This is a genomic window from Streptomyces sp. NPDC002896, assembly GCF_040295225.1.
In the GTDB taxonomy this organism is placed as follows: Bacteria; Actinomycetota; Actinomycetes; order Streptomycetales; family Streptomycetaceae; genus Streptomyces.
This window is the reverse complement of the sequence record NZ_JBEOVA010000012.1, coordinates 89,779-107,745: the sequence shown is the minus strand read 5'-3', so window position 1 is coordinate 107,745 and position 17,967 is coordinate 89,779. Positions and strand designations below refer to the sequence as shown.

At 71.2% G+C, this 17,967-nt stretch carries 12 protein-coding genes; 4 read left to right on the top strand and 8 right to left on the bottom strand.

What is annotated here, in order from left to right; all coding sequences use genetic code 11:
• Positions 1 to 70: 70 nt before the first annotated feature.
• Together ABT009_RS23835 and ABT009_RS23830 are read right to left on the bottom strand one after the other, a co-directional pair.
• Positions 71 to 3,925 carry a S8 family peptidase gene (locus tag ABT009_RS23835; RefSeq protein ID WP_351298325.1) on the bottom strand — a complete coding sequence of 1,285 codons (3,855 nt, stop codon included), beginning with the start codon at positions 3,923 to 3,925 and terminating at the stop codon, positions 71 to 73.
• Between the two features lie 420 nt (positions 3,926 to 4,345).
• Positions 4,346 to 5,515 (bottom strand): steroid 3-ketoacyl-CoA thiolase, encoded by a 1,170-nt coding sequence (locus ABT009_RS23830; RefSeq protein WP_351298322.1) that lies wholly within the window; start codon positions 5,513 to 5,515, stop codon positions 4,346 to 4,348.
• Between the two features lie 298 nt (positions 5,516 to 5,813).
• Here ABT009_RS23830 and ABT009_RS23825 point away from each other — a divergent pair, with 298 nt between their 5' ends.
• The gene (locus ABT009_RS23825) at positions 5,814 to 7,058 is read left to right on the top strand and encodes a cytochrome P450 (RefSeq protein ID WP_351298318.1); all 1,245 of its coding nucleotides are present in this window, start codon (positions 5,814 to 5,816) and stop codon (positions 7,056 to 7,058) included.
• A 111-nt stretch (positions 7,059 to 7,169) separates the two neighbouring features.
• On the opposite strand, the gene ABT009_RS23820 is transcribed toward ABT009_RS23825, so the two are convergent.
• A complete protein-coding gene (locus ABT009_RS23820) occupies positions 7,170 to 8,720 on the bottom strand; it encodes a glycosyltransferase family 39 protein (RefSeq protein WP_351298315.1) in 1,551 nt (516 codons plus the stop codon).
• A gap of 54 nt (positions 8,721 to 8,774) precedes the next feature.
• Positions 8,775 to 10,835 carry a bifunctional glycosyltransferase 87/phosphatase PAP2 family protein gene (locus tag ABT009_RS23815; protein ID WP_502989944.1) on the bottom strand — a complete coding sequence of 687 codons (2,061 nt, stop codon included), beginning with the start codon at positions 10,833 to 10,835 and terminating at the stop codon, positions 8,775 to 8,777.
• Between the two features lie 450 nt (positions 10,836 to 11,285).
• On the opposite strand from ABT009_RS23815, the gene proP reads away from it, so the two are divergent.
• On the top strand, positions 11,286 to 12,710 hold the full coding sequence (gene proP / locus ABT009_RS23810; protein ID WP_351298309.1) for a glycine betaine/L-proline transporter ProP: 1,425 nt from the start codon (positions 11,286 to 11,288) through the stop codon (positions 12,708 to 12,710).
• A 15-nt stretch (positions 12,711 to 12,725) separates the two neighbouring features.
• Here proP and ABT009_RS23805 read toward each other — a convergent pair whose 3' ends face one another.
• The gene (locus tag ABT009_RS23805; RefSeq protein ID WP_351298307.1) at positions 12,726 to 13,118 is read right to left on the bottom strand and encodes an FHA domain-containing protein; all 393 of its coding nucleotides are present in this window, start codon (positions 13,116 to 13,118) and stop codon (positions 12,726 to 12,728) included.
• 155 nt (positions 13,119 to 13,273) lie between these two features.
• Between ABT009_RS23805 and ABT009_RS23800 the strand changes: the two genes are divergently transcribed.
• Positions 13,274 to 13,678 carry a DnaJ family domain-containing protein gene (locus tag ABT009_RS23800; RefSeq protein ID WP_351298304.1) on the top strand — a complete coding sequence of 135 codons (405 nt, stop codon included), beginning with the start codon at positions 13,274 to 13,276 and terminating at the stop codon, positions 13,676 to 13,678.
• A gap of 179 nt (positions 13,679 to 13,857) precedes the next feature.
• On the opposite strand, the gene ABT009_RS23795 is transcribed toward ABT009_RS23800, so the two are convergent.
• Together ABT009_RS23795 and ABT009_RS23790 are read right to left on the bottom strand one after the other, a co-directional pair.
• Complete coding sequence (locus tag ABT009_RS23795; RefSeq protein ID WP_351298301.1) at positions 13,858 to 14,160, bottom strand: hypothetical protein; 303 nt, start codon at positions 14,158 to 14,160, stop codon at positions 13,858 to 13,860.
• Positions 14,161 to 14,165: 5 nt separating this feature from the next.
• A complete protein-coding gene (locus ABT009_RS23790; RefSeq protein ID WP_351298298.1) occupies positions 14,166 to 14,867 on the bottom strand; it encodes a hypothetical protein in 702 nt (233 codons plus the stop codon).
• A gap of 215 nt (positions 14,868 to 15,082) precedes the next feature.
• Here ABT009_RS23790 and ABT009_RS23785 point away from each other — a divergent pair, with 215 nt between their 5' ends.
• On the top strand, positions 15,083 to 15,649 hold the full coding sequence (locus ABT009_RS23785) for a GNAT family N-acetyltransferase (protein WP_351298296.1): 567 nt from the start codon (positions 15,083 to 15,085) through the stop codon (positions 15,647 to 15,649).
• 3 nt (positions 15,650 to 15,652) lie between these two features.
• On the opposite strand, the gene ABT009_RS23780 is transcribed toward ABT009_RS23785, so the two are convergent.
• On the bottom strand, positions 15,653 to 17,722 hold the full coding sequence (locus ABT009_RS23780) for a DHA2 family efflux MFS transporter permease subunit (RefSeq protein WP_351298293.1): 2,070 nt from the start codon (positions 17,720 to 17,722) through the stop codon (positions 15,653 to 15,655).
• Positions 17,723 to 17,967 lie beyond the last annotated feature (245 nt).

The following is a 17,967-nucleotide window of genomic DNA, read 5'->3' as shown; positions in this document are numbered from 1 at the left end:
CACTCAGCACGAAGGCGGCACCCCCTCTCCGGGGGTGCCGCCTTCGCCGTACCCGGCTCGGCGGAGCCCGTCAGCCGACGAGCCCGCACCACCACTCGACGCAGCCGACCTCGAACGCCCTGAGGACGGTCTCCGTCACCTCGCTGCCGTCGGCGGCGACCGCATGGGTACGCAGGGCCACCCTGCCCTGGTCGAGGGCCGGGAGCGACACCGCCCAGCGGTCACCGTCGGCCCGGACCGGGGCCTCGGTCCAGGTCGTGCCGCCGTCCACGGAGTACTCCACACCGACCTCCTTCACCGGTGCGTCGCCGGTCGAGCCGGTCTGCCGGGCGACCGAGACATGGAAGGCGGCCGGCTCCCCGGCCTCGATCTCCTCCCGCCCGTTGAGCGGCAGGTCGTAGCGGATGTCCAGCAGCTCCGCGGCCTGCGACCTGCTGCCGGACACATGCCCGGAGCGGAAGCGCCACTCGTCGGTGACCGAGTCGGACACCGGCCAGTCGCTGCCCTCCTCGGTCGGGCCGCCGTCGCGGTGCGCGGACACCTTCAGCCGGTACCAGGCCGCGTTCTGCGGGAGCTTGAACGCGCCCCTGCCCGGTACGTCGTTGTCCGCGACGAGGGTGCCGTCGTCCCGGGTCAGGACGGTGCTCCCGGTGTCCTTGCCCGGCAGCCACTCGGAGAGGTGCCCGGCGGCATCCGAGAACATCGGCAGCTGGATCGACAGGTCGTCGCCGGAACGCGCCACTTGGGGCTCACCGTCCCCACCGCGCACCGAGAGCGACGGGTTGAACGGCGCCTTCAGCCACTCGTCGGAGTAGGTGCGCCCGGCCTCGTACTCGGTGGCGTCGGTGTACTGCGCGCCCACCACCGTGTCCTCGGCATCCAGGATGTGGAACGTCGCCGTGGTCCACGGCACGTCCGCGGACACGTACAGGTCTGTGGTGAAGGGCGAGCGCAGCACGGTGTACTGCTGCACCCAGATCAGGCCGTCGTGCTTGATCCAGCCGTACAGCCCCTTCACGTCGTTCGGATACCCCGGCGCCCAGGCGGAGGTACGGACCTTGGCGAGGTCCGCGGCCCGGTCCGTCCATCGGATACCGCCCGGGACCCGTCCCTCCACCTGATGGAAGGTCAGGTAGTGGTACTCGCTGGCCCTCGTCCCGGTGACCCGCAGCTCCAGCGGCCCTGCGGTGAGCAGTGCGCGCAGCCGCTTGGTGTTGGTGGCGTTGATGCTCAGGACCGGGTCCGTGGGCTCCGTTCCGCTGATGTAGCCGCTGAGGAGGATCAGCCCGGCACCGGCGCTCTTGATGGCTTTGTAGCGGGCGGTGCGCTGGGCGGCGGGGGCCGTGTAGCCCGGCTCGAACAGGACGATCTTGCCGGCCAGGTCTAGGCCGCTGATGTCGGCTCCGTTGCCCACGTCGACGACGGCGCCGGTGACGTCGCCGTACCAGCCGGCGAAGTAGTAGGGCGTGATCTCGACGTCGATCGGCTTGCCGCTGGAGGTGTCCCGGGCGGTGATCCAGGGCTGCTGGAAGCTGCCCGCGCCGAAGAAGGTCAGGCCGGGCATCTCGGGGCCGGTGCTCGCGACCGCATAGACGGAGTGGGCGTACGCGTTCAGCGGGGCGATCAGGCCGGTGGTCCCTGACGAGTCCTGGGCGCTGCCGACGCTGGAGACCAGGCCGGTGCCGGCGTGCGTGGAGGAGACGGCGTCGTCGCGGTCGATGTCGAGGGTCACCGGCTTGGCGTCGGCGATGTCGACGGTCAGCTCGCGGTCGCCGTCCAGCGCAACCTGCTGCGCGTAGTGCACGGCGCCCGAGGCGACCTCGGTGGTGCCGCTGAGCCGCTGCTCCCAGACATGGCCGAAGACACGGTAGGCGCCCTCTTCCAGGACCAGCTTCTTGGTCTTCCCCGCGGCGACGGACGTCCGTACGGCTTCGCCGGTCGCCGTGTTCTGGATCACCGCGTTCGTGTAGCTGTTGTCCACGCCGGGGCGGTTGGCGGCGCCGACCAGGGTGAGCGTGTGGCTGGTCTGCCGGACCGTGAGGGCGTACGGCGTGCGGATGCTCTGTCCGTTGGCGGAGGCCGTGACGATGCCGCTGTAGGCACCGGCCTTCGCGGCGGCGGCCGGGGCCAGCATCAGCTCCACGGTGGCGCTGCCGTGCGCCGGGACGGCTATGTGGTCGGTGTCGAGGGCGGCGAGTGCGGCCGGCGCGGCGGAGCCGTCGGGGCCGGTGGTCTCGGCCCCGACCGCCAGTCGCAGGGTGCGGTCCGAGGTGTTGGTGTAGGTGATCCGGCGCACCGCGGGTTCGCTGTCCGCGACCGGCTGGGCGGCCTGGACGGTGCTCAGCACGACCGGTTCCGCGGTGACCGGGGCGTCGGCTGCGGCGGGTACGTCGACGATGCCCGCTCCGACGTCGAAGACGTCCGCCTGCTCGACCTCACCCGCTGCCCCCACGAGGGCTGCCTTCAGCTGCTCCCCCGACCAGTCGGGATGCGCCTGCTTGACGAGGGCGACGGCACCCGCGACATGCGGAGTGGCCATCGACGTACCGGACAGCCGGGCGTAGGAGCTGTCCACGGCCTCCTCCGCGAGTGTCCCCTTCGCCCGGGCGGCGACGATGCCGGAGCCGGGGGCGGCGATCTCGGGCTTGACCGCGTCGTCGCCGACCCTGGGCCCGCGCGAGGAGAACGAGGACACGGCTGACTTCTTGGTGACGGATCCGACGGTCAGGGCCGCGTCGGCGGCGCCGGGCGCGCCCACCGTGTACGCGGTGCCGGAGTTGCCCGCGGCGACCACGAACAGGCTGTCGGAGTCCGCCGAGAGGCGGTTCACGGCGGCCGACAGGACGTCGGTGCCGTCGGTCGCATCGCCGCCGAGGCTCATGTTGACGACATCGGCCCCCTGGGCGACGGCCCATTCCATGCCGGCCAGGATCTCGGCGTAGTCGCCGAGGCCGCTGTCGTCCAGGACCTTGCCCTCGATCAGCTCGACGTCGGGGGCGACGCCCTTCAGGCGGCCGTCGGATGCGGCGCCGGAGCCGGCGATGGTCGACGACACATGGGTGCCGTGGCCGTTGCCGTCCTGGACGCCGTCCGCGTACGCGACGAAGTTCTTCTCCGCGACGACCCGGCCGGCCAGGTCCGGATGCCCGGTGTCGTAACCGGTGTCCAGCACCGCGACCTTGACGCCCTTGCCGGTCAGGCCGGACTTCCACGCCGCGGTCGCGCCGATCTGCGGGACGCTGACATCGAGGGTCGCCTTGACCTTGCCGTTGAGCCAGAGGCGTTCGGCGGCGGCGCTCTCGCTACGGGCCTTTCCGGTGCCGCGGCCGGTGAGCCGGGTCCAGGCGGTCGCGGCACGGTCCTTGTCGACCTTCAGCGCGGTGACGCCGAGCCGGGGCAGCGAGCGGGTGAGCTCGGTTCCCGTCGGCGCCGATGCCAGGGGCTTGCCCCCGAGGCCGTCGTGCTCGCCGGCGGTCCCCGTGGCGAGGACCGGGACGGTGTCGCGGTGTTCGTCGTCGTAGCCGAGTGACACGAGGCCCGTGACATCGAACAGCGCTTCGTCCACCGTGCCGTCGCCGATGAGTTCCTCGGCGTCGGTGGGCAGCACGTACTCGTGCCCGTTCAGGCGGTAGCGGGTGAAACCGATCCGTTCCCGGTCGGGCGCCGGGGTGACGCCCGTGACCTGGAGGTCCGCGCCACGACCGGTGAAGGCGACGCGGTCGCCGGTCACGAGCGTGACGGTCGAGGAGCCCGGAGTGGTGGCCGCTGCAGTCGTGGCCGTCGGTGTGGCACCGGAGCCGGCGGAGGTGGAGTCGCCGGGGTCGGCCAGAGCGGGTGACGCGGCGGCGATGACGGTGGCGCTCAGTGCGGCGGCGAGCAGGCGGCGGCCAGGCGGCCGGACGGGTCTGCGGCGAACGTGGGGCATGAACGGTCCTCCCGGGGGCCGCCTCCCGGCGGATCTCCCAGAGGCGGCCGGGTTCGGGGGCGCCCGGACGGGACGTTGGCGCTGTGGGAGATCATCGGGACTCTTCCACGGGGCCGCCGGCGGGGACCACGGGTGCCGGTGGCGGGATCGTGCCCTGGCACAGATCCGCCACGAGGCCCCCACCGCACGGAACATGACGACTGGTCACACCGCAGGTGCACTGCTGGGCCGCGATGAGGGTTGCCCGCCGTCGTGAGGTTGCTGCCCACCCTCCCCCTAGCTCTCGGCTTCTCCCCCAATGCCTTAAGGGCCTGGGAGGCACCCCCAGAGCAGGGGGACCCCCATCGCCCATCGGAACGCCTGCCCACAACGCGGCCTCCGACCCCAAGTCCCGCCCGCCCCCAGGCGCCGGACAACCGCCTAAAGCCGCTGAATGATCGTCCCCGTGGCCAGTGCCCCGCCCGCGCACATCGCGATCAGCGCGAACTCCTTGTCCCGCCGCTCCAGTTCATGCAGTGCCGTGGTGATCAGGCGCGCCCCGGTCGCCCCGACCGGGTGGCCCAGAGCGATCGCCCCGCCGTTGACGTTGACCTTCTCGAGGTCCTGCTCGAAGACCTGCGCCCAGCTCAGCACCACCGACGCGAAGGCCTCGTTGATCTCGACGATGTCGATGTCCTTGAGGGACATCCCGGCCTTGCCGAGCACGGCCCGTGTGGCGTCGATGGGGCCGTCGAGGTGGAAGTGCGGGTCGGCGCCCACGAGGGCCTGGGCGACGATGCGGGCGCGCGGCCTGAGCTTGAGCGCCCGCGCCATCCTCTTGGACGCCCACATGATCGCGGCGGCGCCGTCGGAGATCTGCGAGGAGTTGCCCGCGGTGTGCACGGCCGTCGGCATGATCGGCTTGAGCCGCCCCAGGGCCTCCATCGAGGTGTCGCGCAGCCCCTCGTCGCGATCGACGAGCCGCCACATGCCCTGGCCCCCGGCCTGCTCCTCCTCGGTCGTCGGCACCTGGACGGCGAAGGTCTCGCGCTTGAAGCGCTCCTCGGACCAGGCGATCGCGGCCCGTTCCTGCGAGATGAGACCGAGCGAGTCGACGTTCTCGCGGGTCAGCCCGCGGTGCCGGGCGATGCGCTCGGCCGCCTCGAACTGGTTGGGCAGGTCGACGTTCCACTCGTCGGGGAAGGGCTTGCCAGGACCGTGCTTGGAGCCGGACCCGAGCGGCACCCGGGACATCGCCTCGACGCCGCAGCTGATGCCGACGTCGATGACACCCGCCGCGATCATGTTGGCGGTCATGTGCGAGGCCTGCTGCGAGGAGCCGCACTGGCAGTCGACGGTGGTGGCCGCGGTCTCGTACGGCAGGCCCGCGGTGAGCCATGCGGTGCGTGCCGGGTTCATGGACTGCTCGCCGGCGTGCGTGACGGTGCCGCCGACGATCTGCTCGACGCAGTCGGCCTGGATGCCCGTACGGGCGAGGAGTTCGCGGTAGGTCTCGCCCAGCAGATAGGCGGGGTGGAGATTGGCGAGCGCGCCGCCGCGCTTGCCGATGGGGGTGCGTACGGCTTCGACGATGACGGGTTCCGCAGCCATGGGGGCTCGTCCTCTCCTCGCACATCCGCACATCCGCACAGAGGAGTCCCGGCCCACCGGCGGACGCCGAACTAGAACGCGTACTAGTTCTTCCTGCAGTCTGCTGAGCCGAACCCCCGGGCCGCAAGGGTCGTGCACGCACCTTGCACCCCTCCTGCACGCAATTCGCCCCGCCGTGGCCCTTGCGACTTATAGAACCCGTTACTACCTTGCCGACACCTTCATATTCTGATGGACCGTCAGACCCGGGGACGGTTGGGCCGTCAGAGCCTTCAGAACAGGAAACCTGGAGTTGCCGATGCCCTGTCCAGCGCTGCCCGAAGGGTTCGACTTCACCGATCCCGATCTGCTCCACCACCGCGTACCCCTCCCGGAGTTCGCCGAGCTGCGTAAGACCGAACCGGTGCGCTGGATCGCCCAGCAGCCCGGCATCGCCGGCTTCCAGGACGAGGGCTACTGGGCCGTCACCCGGCACGCGGACGTCAAGTACGTCTCCACTCACCCCGACCTCTTCTCCTCGAACCTCAACACCGCGATCATCCGGTTCAACGAGCACATCAACCGCGACCAGATCGAGGTCCAGCGGCTGATCATGCTCAACATGGACCCGCCCGAGCACACCCGGGTCCGCCAGATCGTGCAGCGCGGCTTCACACCGCGCGCCATCCGCTCGCTGGAGGACGCCCTGCGTTCCCGAGCCCGCTCGATCGTCGAGACGGCCCTGGCGAGCGCTGGCCCGGACGGCTCCTTCGACTTCGTCACCAACGTCGCCTGCGAGCTTCCCCTGCAGGCCATAGCCGAGCTCATCGGCATTCCCCAGGAGGAACGAACCAAGATCTTCGACTGGTCCAACCAGATGGTGGCCTACGACGACCCCGAGTTCGCCATCACCGAGGACGTGGCCGCCGAGGCCGCCACCGAGCTCATCGGGTACGCCATGAACATGGCCGCCGCACGCAAGGAGTGCCCGGCCAAGGACATCGTCAGCCAGCTCGTGGCCGCGGAGGACCAGGGCAATCTCGCCTCCGACGAGTTCGGCTTCTTCGTGCTGATGCTCGCGGTCGCGGGCAACGAGACGACCCGCAACGCCATCAGCCACGGCATGCACGCCCTCCTGACCCACCCCGACCAGTGGGAGCTGTACAAGCACGAGCGTCCGGCGACGACCGCCGAGGAGATCGTCCGCTGGGCCACGCCCGTGGTCTCCTTCCAGCGCACCGCCACGCAGGACACCGAGCTCGGCGGGCGGCAGATCAAGAAGGGCGACCGGGTCGGGATCTTCTACTCGTCCGCGAACCACGACCCCGAGGTCTTCACCGACCCCGGCGTCTTCGACATCACCCGCGACCCGAACCCGCACCTCGGATTCGGGGGCGGCGGCCCGCACTACTGCCTCGGCAAGTCCCTCGCCACGCTCGAGATCGACCTCATCTTCAACGCCGTCGCGGACGCCATGCCGGACCTGCGCCTGACCGGCGACCCGCGGCGACTGCGCTCGGCCTGGCTCAACGGCGTCAAGGAGCTTCAGGTCAGCGCGGCCTGACCGGTTTCAAGGCCGGCCTGTTGACCTGCCTCCAGGGAGGCAGGGGCCCATCCCCCTACGCCCCGCCCCTGCCTCCTCCGGTGGCCCCCGTACGCCCCCGTCCGCAAGGCTCTACGTGCAGTGGCCGGGCCGGGCGTACACGACGATCTGAGCGCCTCGCACCCGGGTGCGTTCGCAGACCTGGAAGTGGGCCTTCAGCGTCTGCCGTTTGGCCCTCTCCTGCTCGAAGGGGTCGAGCGGCTGATCGGGCGGATCGGTCAGGGCGATGATCCGGTCCGCGGCCAGGATGCGCCGGCGGATCGTGTCGGCGGGGAGTTCGGTGCCCTGCAGGGTGTGCGACGCCGCAGGGGATTCGGCGAGCGCCAGATCGTCCAGCTTCCCGTAGACGGAGGGGTACGACAGCAGCCACTCGCGGCGCCGGGCCGGCATGAACAGGACTCCGTCCCCCGGACGCGCGTACTTCTCGACGGCGTGGGCGACCGCGACCACGTCGTCCTTCCTGCTCTGCGGTGACCGCACCAGGAGCGACCACGGCAGGAGGACCGCGACCGCCGCCGCGGCCAGCAGGCAGGCGGTCGGCGTCCGCGCGGCGGGTGCGAGCCTGTGCCGGTGCCGGATCGCCCGGTCCAGGGCGGCCCCGGCCGCTAATGCCAGCCCTGTCATGCCGTACAGGACGTACCGCTCGACGTACCACGGCTTGATGAGGGAGAGCGTCATCAGCAGACCCGCCGGGGTGATCAGGAGCGGTAAGGCGATGGCGGCCAGAGCCCTGCTCCCGGAAGCCGGGGTCGCGCCTTCCGGGGAGTCCTCCCCCGCGGGCCCGCGCGGGCGTAACCGGCAGAGCAGCACGCCGGCCGCCGAGACCGCCAGGAACTGCAGCCACGCGCTCAGGCTCGGGTGCCCGAGCCATCCCAGTTGCTGCTCCGACTGCCCCGCGCTCACCACGGCCAGGGGCGCCACGCTCACGACCGCACCGGCCGAGGCCGTACCCCACCGCCGCCACACCCCGCGTGACACGCGCAGCCGCCACAGGGTCAGACCGTGCGCGACCAGGGCCAGCGCGGCGAACTCGTGCAGCCAGCACGCGAGTCCGAACGCCAGGGCGTACGCCGTCCACCACCGCCCGCGGGACTCTCGTGTCGCGCGCAGGAGGAAGTACGTCGCCCAGGTGACGGCCGCGCAGACCAGCGCGTAGGAGCGGCCTTCCTGTGCGTACTGCTGCACCAGGGGGAGAACCGCGAAGACGAGTCCCGACAGGACACCGGCACGTCTCCCGCACAGCCGGGCCCCGATCGCCCCGACCCCGGCGGCCGCCACCGCGGTCGCTGCCACCGAAGGAAGGCGGAGGGCGACGAGACCGCCGTCCCAGATGGCGAAGACAGCGTGCATGAGGAGGTAGTACAGGCCGTGCACGGCGTCGATGTGACCCAGCAGCGCCCACAGTTCGCCCAGGGAGCGATGGGCCACCTGGTACGTGACCGACTCGTCGCGCCACATGCTGCCCTGCCGGTCGATCCCCCAGAGCCCCAGGGCCAGCGCGGCCGCCGCCGGAACGGCCAAGGGCGCCGCCCGGCCCCTCCCACCCGCCGGCCCTGCCGTACGCGCCGTCGGCCGGACAGCGGGCCCGTCCGCGAGGTCGGGGAACGTCTGCGGTTGGTCCACGTGCCGGCTGATGATCTCCTCCTGAGAACTGCTGGCAGGGCGGCCCGCAGGCGTTCAGGCCCTCGCACTGTCCGTGGTGGCCGGTGTACTGCCGGCCGTGCCGGGTGCAGCGGGTGTCTCGGCGGCGGCTTTGACGGCTCGTGGGCCGGACAGGGCGTAGACGAGTCCGAAGCCCGCCCCGACCACGGCGGCGCCGCCCACCGCGTCCAGCACCCAGTGGTTGGCGGTCGCGACGATCGCGGAGACCGTGAACAGCGGGTGCAGCAGCCCCAGCGCCTTCATCCACCACTTCGGCGCCAGGACGGCGATGACGATGCCGCACCACAGCGACCAGCCGAAATGCAGCGAGGGCATGGCCGCGTACTGGTTCGTCAGCGCGGTCAGCGCGCCGTAGTCCGGCTTCGAGAAGTCCTGGACGCCGTGCACCGTGTCGATGAAGCCCAGGTCCGGCATGAGGCGCGGCGGCGCGAGCGGGTAGAGCCAGAAGCCGAGCAGGGCGAGGAGCGTGGCGAAGCCGAGCGCAGAGCGCGCCCAGCGGTAGTCGGCGGGGCGGCGGGCGTAGAGGACGCCGAGGATCGTCAGCGGTACGACGAAGTGGAACGAGGAGTAGTAGAAGCTGAGGAAGCTCTCGAGCCAGGGCACCTTCACGACTGTGTGGTTGGCCCAGTGCTCGATGTCGATGAAGAGGGCCTTCTCGATCGCGTGTATCTGCTCGCCGTGCTCCTCGGCCGCGGCCCGGCCGCCGGTCGCGGCGAGGCGGACGTGCGAGTACGCGGAGTAGGCGACGCGTATCAGCAGCAGTTCGAGCAGCAGGTTCGGGCGGCTGAGGACCCGGCGCCAGAAGGGCAGCAGCGGCACGCGGGTCCACCGCGACGGGACGGGTTCGGCGTAGTCCGTGGGGATCGGTGTCCGGTAGTACGGCGATGCGCGGGACAGGAACGGCACGGCGCAGGCGGCGGCCAGCGCGGCGATCAGCACCACGTTGTCGCGCAGCGGCTCGAGCGCCGCCATGTTCGGCAGCATCATCTTCGCGGGCAGCGTCATCACCAGGACGACGGCGACCGGCCAGACGTAGCGGTCCGAGGCGCGCCTGCCGACGCGGCCGACCACGGCGAGCAGCACCCACAGCAGCTGGTGCTGCCAGGTCGTCGGCGACACCGCGGCCGCGACACAGCCGGTCAGCGCGACCGCGAGCAGCAGTTGCCCGTCGCGCGCGTACCGCACGGCGCGCCGCAGGCCGACGACGGCGACGGCCGCGCCCAGCGCGAGGAACAGTCCGGTTTCGAGCGGCCCCTGGAGGCCGAGCCGCAGCAGCGCGCCGTGCAGGGACTGGTTGCCGAGGCTGTCGGGGCGCTCGCCGAGGCCCGCGCCGGCGAGATGGTGCACCCAGTAAGTCCGGGAGTCGTGCGGAAGGGCGACCCAGGCGAGCACGGTGCAGGCAGCGAACGTGACGCCGGTGGAGACGGCGGCGCGTCTGCGTCCGGTGAACCACAGCAGCGGCGCGAACAGCAGCACGGTCGGCTGCAGGGCCGCCGCGACGCCGATGAGGCCCCCGCTGAGGCGCTCACCGCGGACGGCGAAGCAGCCGAGCAGCACCAGCAGGACCGGCAGGATGCTCGTCTGCCCCAGGTACAGCGTGTTGCGTACCGGCAGCGAGATCATCAGCAGGCAGATCGCCACGGGCGCGGCCAGCAGCGACGTGCGCCGGGACACCGGCTGCGGCAGGGCGCGGGCCGCGACCAGGCCGAGCACCACGACGAGCAGCAGGGTGCCGAAGGTCCAGCCCCAGCCGAGCGCCTCCTCGGCGGCGCGGGTGAGCGGTTTGAGGGCGAGGCCGGCGAAGGGGCTGCCGGTGAACTGGTCCGTGTCGTACAGCGAGCCCTCCACATGAAGGACGCCGCCCGGCCCGGTCCAGGTCTCCAGGTCGGTCAGCCGCTGCCCGGGAGGCAGCCGCAGAACCGCAGCGACCTGGCGTATCGCCAGGACCGCGGCGATCACCCACAGGGCGGCGCGGGCCACTCCCAGTCGCGCCGTCGCCACCCCGGGCGCACCCGCCATGCCCGGCGCTCCCGCCCCCAAAGCATTCCCCGGTCCACCGTGCTCCACGTTCGCCACGCCGCGTCGGCCCTCCCGCCCCGTCCGTCAACTCGTGCCCGGTTCACTCGTGCCGTGCCGCAGGGATCCGGCGCTCCCCGCGCCCGGTCCCTGTCCCGGACCTGTCCGGCCCCTGAGAGCCTCACAGCCCCCGAGGAGCCTCGCATCACCTTTTCGGTGAGACGCATGCCACCCCCGATTCACCTGGCTGCCTCCGGACATTTGACCGGATGTCGATGATGCGCGGCGGAGGCGGTTCCGCCCAAGACCCGCGACATGCGTCACAAACCCGCGACTCCCCAGCGGCGAGAAATTGGTCCGTTATGCCTGAACAAAGGTCCCTTTGCTGCACAACGCTGCCGCTCCTTCGCGCTCCGTAGCAGCCAGGGCTTGCCTATCGTCGACAACCGGGCCGTCCGTTATGGGCGGCCTTCGTCCTTGCAGTCGACCGAAAGGCAGGCGAGCGGAACCTTGCCGACCGCCACATCCACCGCACCCACCCGAAGTCAGGCGCCCACCGCATCCGGGGGCGCACCGGCAGACGTCACCGTCACGGACCCGGCGCTGGTCAAGCGTGCAGTGAAGGCGGCCGCACTCGGCAACGCGATGGAGTGGTTCGACTTCGGTGTCTACAGCTACATCGCCGTGACACTGGGCAAGGTCTTCTTCCCCTCCGGGAACCCCACCGCCCAGCTGCTGTCCACCTTCGGCGCCTTCGCCGCGGCCTTCCTCGTCCGTCCGCTCGGCGGCATGGTCTTCGGCCCGCTCGGCGACCGCATCGGCCGCCAGAAGGTCCTCGCCCTCACCATGATCATGATGGCGGCGGGCACCTTCGCGATCGGACTCATCCCCTCGTACGCGACGATCGGCGTCGGTGCGCCGATCCTGCTGCTCGCGGCCCGGATGGTGCAGGGCTTCTCGACGGGCGGTGAGTACGCGGGCGCGACGACGTTCATCGCCGAGTACGCCCCCGACAAGAGGCGCGGCTTCTTCAGCAGCTGGCTGGAGTTCGGCACGCTCGTCGGCTACGTCGGCGGCGCGGGCCTGGTCACCTTGATGACCGCGTTCCTGTCCTCCGATGACCTGGTGTCCTGGGGCTGGCGCATCCCGTTCCTCATCGCGGGCCCGATGGGCGTCATCGGCCTCTATCTGCGGATGAAGCTGGAGGAGACCCCGGCGTTCGCCGCCGAGCTGGAGAAGGCCTCGCAGCAGGAGCGTGAGCGGCCGAAGGTGCCGCTGCGCGACATGGTCACGCGCCAGTGGAAGGCGATGCTGCTGTGCATGGCCCTCGTCCTGATCTACAACGTCACGGACTACATGCTGTTGTCGTACATGCCGAGCTATCTGACCAGTGAGCTCAAGTACGACGAGACCCACGGTCTGCTGGTGGTGCTCGGCGTGATGGTGCTGATGATGATCGTGCAGCCCTTCGCGGGCGCGCTGACGGACCGCATCGGACGCCGCCCGGTGATCGCCGCGGGCTGCGCGGGCTTCCTGTTCCTGTCGGTTCCCGCGCTGCTGCTGATCCGCGAGGGCAGCCTGCTCGCGATCGCCCTGGGCATGGGCGCGCTGGGCCTCCTCCTGGTCTGCTTCACGGCGGCCATGCCGTCGGCACTCCCCGCCCTCTTCCCCACCCGCGTCCGCTACGGCTCGCTGTCCATCGGCTTCAACGTCTCCGTCTCGCTCTTCGGCGGCACGACCCCGCTGGTGGTCACCGCTCTCATCGGCGCGACGGGCAACGTCATGATGCCCGCGTACTACATGATGGCCGCGGCGGTCATCGGCGGCGCCGCGGTGTGGTTCATGGCGGAGTCGGCGGGCCGCCCGCTGCCGGGGTCCCCTCCCGCCGTGGAGACCCAGGCGGAGGCGCGGACGCTGCGGGAGGCGGTGGCGTAACGCCACCGCGATGCCTCAGCCCTCGTGGTAGAAGCCCACGTTCACGCTGCGCGGCCGGCTCCGGTCGGCGATGACCAGCTCGCCGGAGCCGCCGCGCGGCAGCGGCACCGTCGCGCCGTACCCGACGGGCTGTACCGCCCCGCCCGTCACCAGCCGGACCTCGGACGAGGGGTCCGGGTGCGAACCCCGCAGCCAAGTGACCGTCCAGGTCCCGTCCGGTCCGCAGACGAACTCCAGGTGTACGCGCGAGACGAACAGCCAGTCGTCGGGCGTCACGAGCCGGCACACGCTCTTGTCCCGCCCCACGCGCAGGACGGCGCCCGGGGCGCTCGGCGCTTCGGCCATGGTCATGCCCGCGGTCACACCTGCGTCCGCCTCCGACACCGAGGCCATGGTGAGCTCGAGCACGTGCGCTCCTTCAATTCGCCGAAGTCCGGACGCGGTTGCCGCGCCGGGGCCGCATGATAGGGCGCGGGCGAGCACCCGTACCCTCGAGGGTGACACAGGACACAGCCCTCGCCGCTCCTCTGGGACAATGCCGCGCCTCTGGGGACAATGAACACATGACCGAGCGCAAGCCACCCGGCGTCAGCTTCGAGTCCTGGATCGACAAGCAGATCCGCGAGGCGGAGGAGCGCGGCGACTTCGCCCGCCTCGAGGGCGCCGGCAAGCCGCTGCCGCGCGACATGGAGAACACGTACGACGAGCTCTGGTGGATCAAGCGGAAGATGGCGCGCGAGGGCCTCTCGCACCTTCCGCCCACGCTCGCCCTGCGCAAGGAGGCGGAGGACGCCCGCGCCGCGGCAGCCGCGGCCCCGTCGGAGCGCGTGGTGCGGCAGATCATCGCCGACATCAACGACAAGATCAGCGAGGCCCTGCGCAGGCCGCCGCCCGGCCCTCCGCTGGGTCTGACGCCGTTCGACGTCGAGGCCGTGGTGAGCGAGTGGCACGAGGGCCGACAGCGGTGAGCTCGGCCCAGGCGTGAGCCGCCCGTACGACCTGTATGACGGTGTACGGCAAAGCGGCCCCTGCCAGAACGCAGAGGCCGCTCACAGGCGGTCCGCCGGCCGCCGCCACCGACCGGCGGACCTGTCCCGATGACTGCCGGGCCAGCGTCGCGAGCCGCTCGGTGCGGGCCGCCCGCCCGTCACAGGCGCAGCAGCCGCTCCGCCGTCTCCCGGTAGTCCCGCAGCGCCAGGCGCAGTCGCTCGGTGTCCGCCGTGCGCTCCTCGCCCTCGCCCATGGACTGCCAGGCGGTGCGGATCGTACGGCGGCGGTGGGCGAGGGTCTTCGTCACGCGGTTGACTGTCTCGTGCAGGACCTCGTCGGCCTCCTCGACCGCGCCCCTGGGGCTGTCGACGAACACGTTGACGGCGTGCTGCAGACGCACGGTCAGCTTCTCGCGTTCATCGGGCGGCAGCAGCCCGCCCACGCCCTCGTACTCGGTCATGCCGCTCAACTCCTCTTGGGGTGGTGCCGGTTGAAGGCCCACAGGGCATGGAGGCGCCCGGCCCCGTGGCCCTCGCTTGGACGGCTCGCGCCGTCCACGGCGCCGCCGCGGCCGGCGCGGTGACGGTTCTCGGAACGGCCCGCGCGGGTGCCGTGTTCCGCCACCAGGTCGTCGAAGAGTGCGCGTGCGTCGAGCAGGGCGGCGCGCATCTCCTCCGTACCGGCCCCGGTGCCCTGCAGTGCGCCGGTCCCGGCCTGCGCCACCCGGTGCACGCGGCGGTAGCCGTTGACGTGCGGGCCGTGGTGCACGGACAGGGCGGACACCTGCTCCTCGTACTGCACGCCGTCCGGGAACCCGCGCGCCGCCGCCACCTCCGCGAGCAGCCGGTCCGCCTCTGCCACCGCATCGCCCGGCGAGTCGACGAAACGCTCCTGCGCATAGGTCCAGCGGGCCACGTACCCGTCCCGCGCAGCGGGCTCCAGGGGGCGCGTACGGAGTGAGCCGTGCCGCTTCACGCGGTCCGAGAGGTCGCGTTCCGCTGCTTTGGTGTCGCCGTCGTGCCGGGCGACCGTCCGTTCGTACTCCGGTCCGAAGCGCCGCTTCAGCCCGCGCGAGCTTCCGAGCACGGCGCTGGCGACGAAGGCTCCGATGGCGGCGAACACGATCACGACCGCGATCACGATCAGCGTGATGGTCAGGCCTGACATGGCCGGCTGCCCTCCTGGGTCTGTCGCTCGGGTGCGTCTGTCCCTTGGGTACGTCTGTCGCTTGCGTACGTCTGTCGCTTGGGGCTTTCGCAGCTCCTGTCCCTGCGGCGGGTTGCCCGGATCCCCGCGCTCAAACGGCGCCCGCCCTGCTCCGGGCCACCCCGGCCCGTTATCCGCTTGTGCCCACCACCCGTCCCGCCCCGAGAATGAGCGCCATGACCGACGCGACGGGCACAACGGCTCACACCTCCGGTACGACCGGCACGACCGGTACCGCACAGGGCACGTGGACCGTCGCCCCTGAGGCCTTCGGCTCTCCCGTGGCGGCCGCCCTCTGGCGTGCGTACTACATGGAGGTCAGCGACCGCTGGTACGAGCTCCACGAGGGGCGGTCGACACCGCCCGACGAGCTGGAGCGGGAGATCGCGGCGGAGCCGGGAGCGGATTTCACCCCGCCCGGCGGGGTGCTGATGGTCGCGCGGTACGGCGGGGAGCCGGCGGGCATGGCCGGTGTGCGGCTGCTCGACGCCTCGACGGGCGAGCTCAAGCGGTTCTTCGTACGCAAGGAGATGCGCGGCAGGGGCGGTGCGGCCCTCCTGCTGGCGGCGGGCGAGGACGCGGCGCGCGCGCTCGGCGCAGGCCGCATGGTCCTGGACACCCGGCACGACCTGGTGGAGGCCCGCGCGCTGTACGCCCGTCACGGCTACGAGGAGATCGAGGCGTACAACAGCAACGAGTACGCCGAGCACTGGTTCAGCAAGAGCCTCGCGCCCGCGGGCTGAGACTCAGACGCCCGCCTCGACGCCGTGCGGCCGCTTCTGCGGCGGCCCGTCGTGCGGCCGTTCCGCGTCGCTGCCGCACAGCTCCACGTTGAGCTCCCGGACGAGATCGGCGAGATCAGTGGGACGGTCGCGGGTCCACCAGTCGCCGAGCAGCTCGGCGAGGGACTCCTCACGGGCCTTGGACAGTTTCTCGGCGACCCGGCGTCCCTGTTCCGTCAGGTGGAGCGTCAGGCCCTCGCGTACGGCGAGGTGCCGCTCCTCGACCTGGCGGGCCGCGGCCGTGATGATGCTCAGCGGTACGGCGCTGCGCTCGGCGAGCACGCCCGGCTCGGCGGAGCCGTAGCGGTTGATGCGCAGGAGCAGCCAACTCGCCGCGGGCAGCAGGTCGTAGCCGGCCTTCGCCGTGATCCTCTCGTAGATCTCACGGCGCCCCTCGCGGGTGCCGAGCACGGACAGGGCCCGTGCCACCTCGTCGTACGACGACCGTTCGACGGGGTTGCTGGCGAGCGTCTCGGTCGCGTCGGGCGCCGTCACCGAGCCGCGCAGCTTGTCCTCGTGCAGGAACCAGGACAGTGCGAAGGCGACCAGGGCCACCGGCGCCGCGTAGAGGAAGACGTCCGTGATCGACGACGAATACGCGTGCATGGCGGCGGGCTGGAGGGCTGCGGGGAGCCGCGCGATGCCGCGGGGGTCGCTGGCGAGTGTCTCCGGGGTGATGCCGGGCGGCAGTTGGAGACCGGCGAACGCACTCGCCAACTTGTCGCCGAGCCGGCTCGCGAAGATCGTGCCGAAGATGGCGACACCGAACGCGGCGCCGATGGAGCGGAAGAAGGTGGCTCCGGAGGTGGCGACGCCCAGGTCCTCGTACGACACCGCGTTCTGCACGATCAGCACCAGCACCTGCATGACCAGGCCGAGTCCACAGCCGAACACGAAGAAGTAGACGCTGATCAGACCCGTGCTGCTGTTCTCGTCGAGCTGGTGCAGCAGAAGCAGCCCGAGCGTCGTGATGCCCGTGCCGGCGACCGGGAAGACCTTCCAGCGGCCGGTGCGGCTGACGATCTGGCCGGACGCCGTGGAGGCCAGCAGCAGGCCGAACACCATGGGCAGCATGTGCACGCCCGACAAGGTCGGCGAGATGCCGTGCACGATCTGCAGGAACGTCGGCAGATAGGTCATCGCGCCGAACATCGCGAACCCGACGACGAAGCTGATCACCGCGGAGAGCGTGAACGTCCTGATCCGGAACAGCTTCAGCGGCAGCACCGGCTCGGCGGCCCTGCGCTCCACGGCCACGAACGCGACGGCCAGCAGCACGCCCAGTACCGCAAGACCGATGATCTGGCCCGAGTCCCACGCCCACGTGGTGCCGCCGAGCGAGGCGACAAGGACGAGGCACGTGGCGACGGAGGCGATGAGGAACGTGCCCAGGTAGTCGATGGTGTGCGGTGTGGCGCGCCGCGGGATGTGCAGCACGGTCGCGATCACGATGAGCGCCACGACACCGACCGGCAGGTTCACGTAGAACACCCAGCGCCAGCTCAGATGCTGCGTGAACAGCCCGCCGAGCAGCGGTCCCAGTACGCTCGTCGCGCCGAAGACCGCGCCGAACAGCCCCTGGTAGCGGCCTCGGTCGCGCGGCGGGACGATGTCGCCGACGATCGCCATCGACAGCACCATCAGCCCGCCGCCGCCCAGGCCCTGGAGCGCGCGGAACGCGATGAGCTGCGGCATGTTCTGCGCCATGCCGCACAGCGCCGAGCCGATCAGGAAGATCACGATGGCGACCTGGAACAGCTTCTTGCGGCCGTACTGGTCGCCGAGCTTGCCCCAGAGCGGGGTCGCGGCCGTCGAGGCGAGCAGATAGGCGGTGACGACCCACGACAGGTGCTCCAGCCCGCCGAGTTCACTGACGATGGTCGGCAGCGCCGTCGAGACGATGGTCTGGTCGAGCGCGGCGAGCAGCATGCCGAGCAGCAGTGCGCCGATCGAGACGAGCACCCCGCCCTTGACGTGGTCGTCCCGGGCTGTGCCGGGCCTGGCGGGGTGTATGTCGCTCACGTCCTGGGACATGGACACCTCCTGGTGGCCGGGGGCCTGTTCCGCAATGGCGGCCTGGGGCCTGTTCCTCTCCATCCTGGTAGGTATCACCCGTTATGGCCTGTCGAGTCCTCCAAAGGCCCGTTGGTTCCGTTGGTTCCGTTGGTTCGACGATGGCCTGGTGAGTACGTCGATGGCCTGTTGAGCGCGCCGATGTCCTGTTGAGCACTCCGAAGCGCGTGCGCCGTCCGATGCCGGATCTGCATAATCGCTGGAGC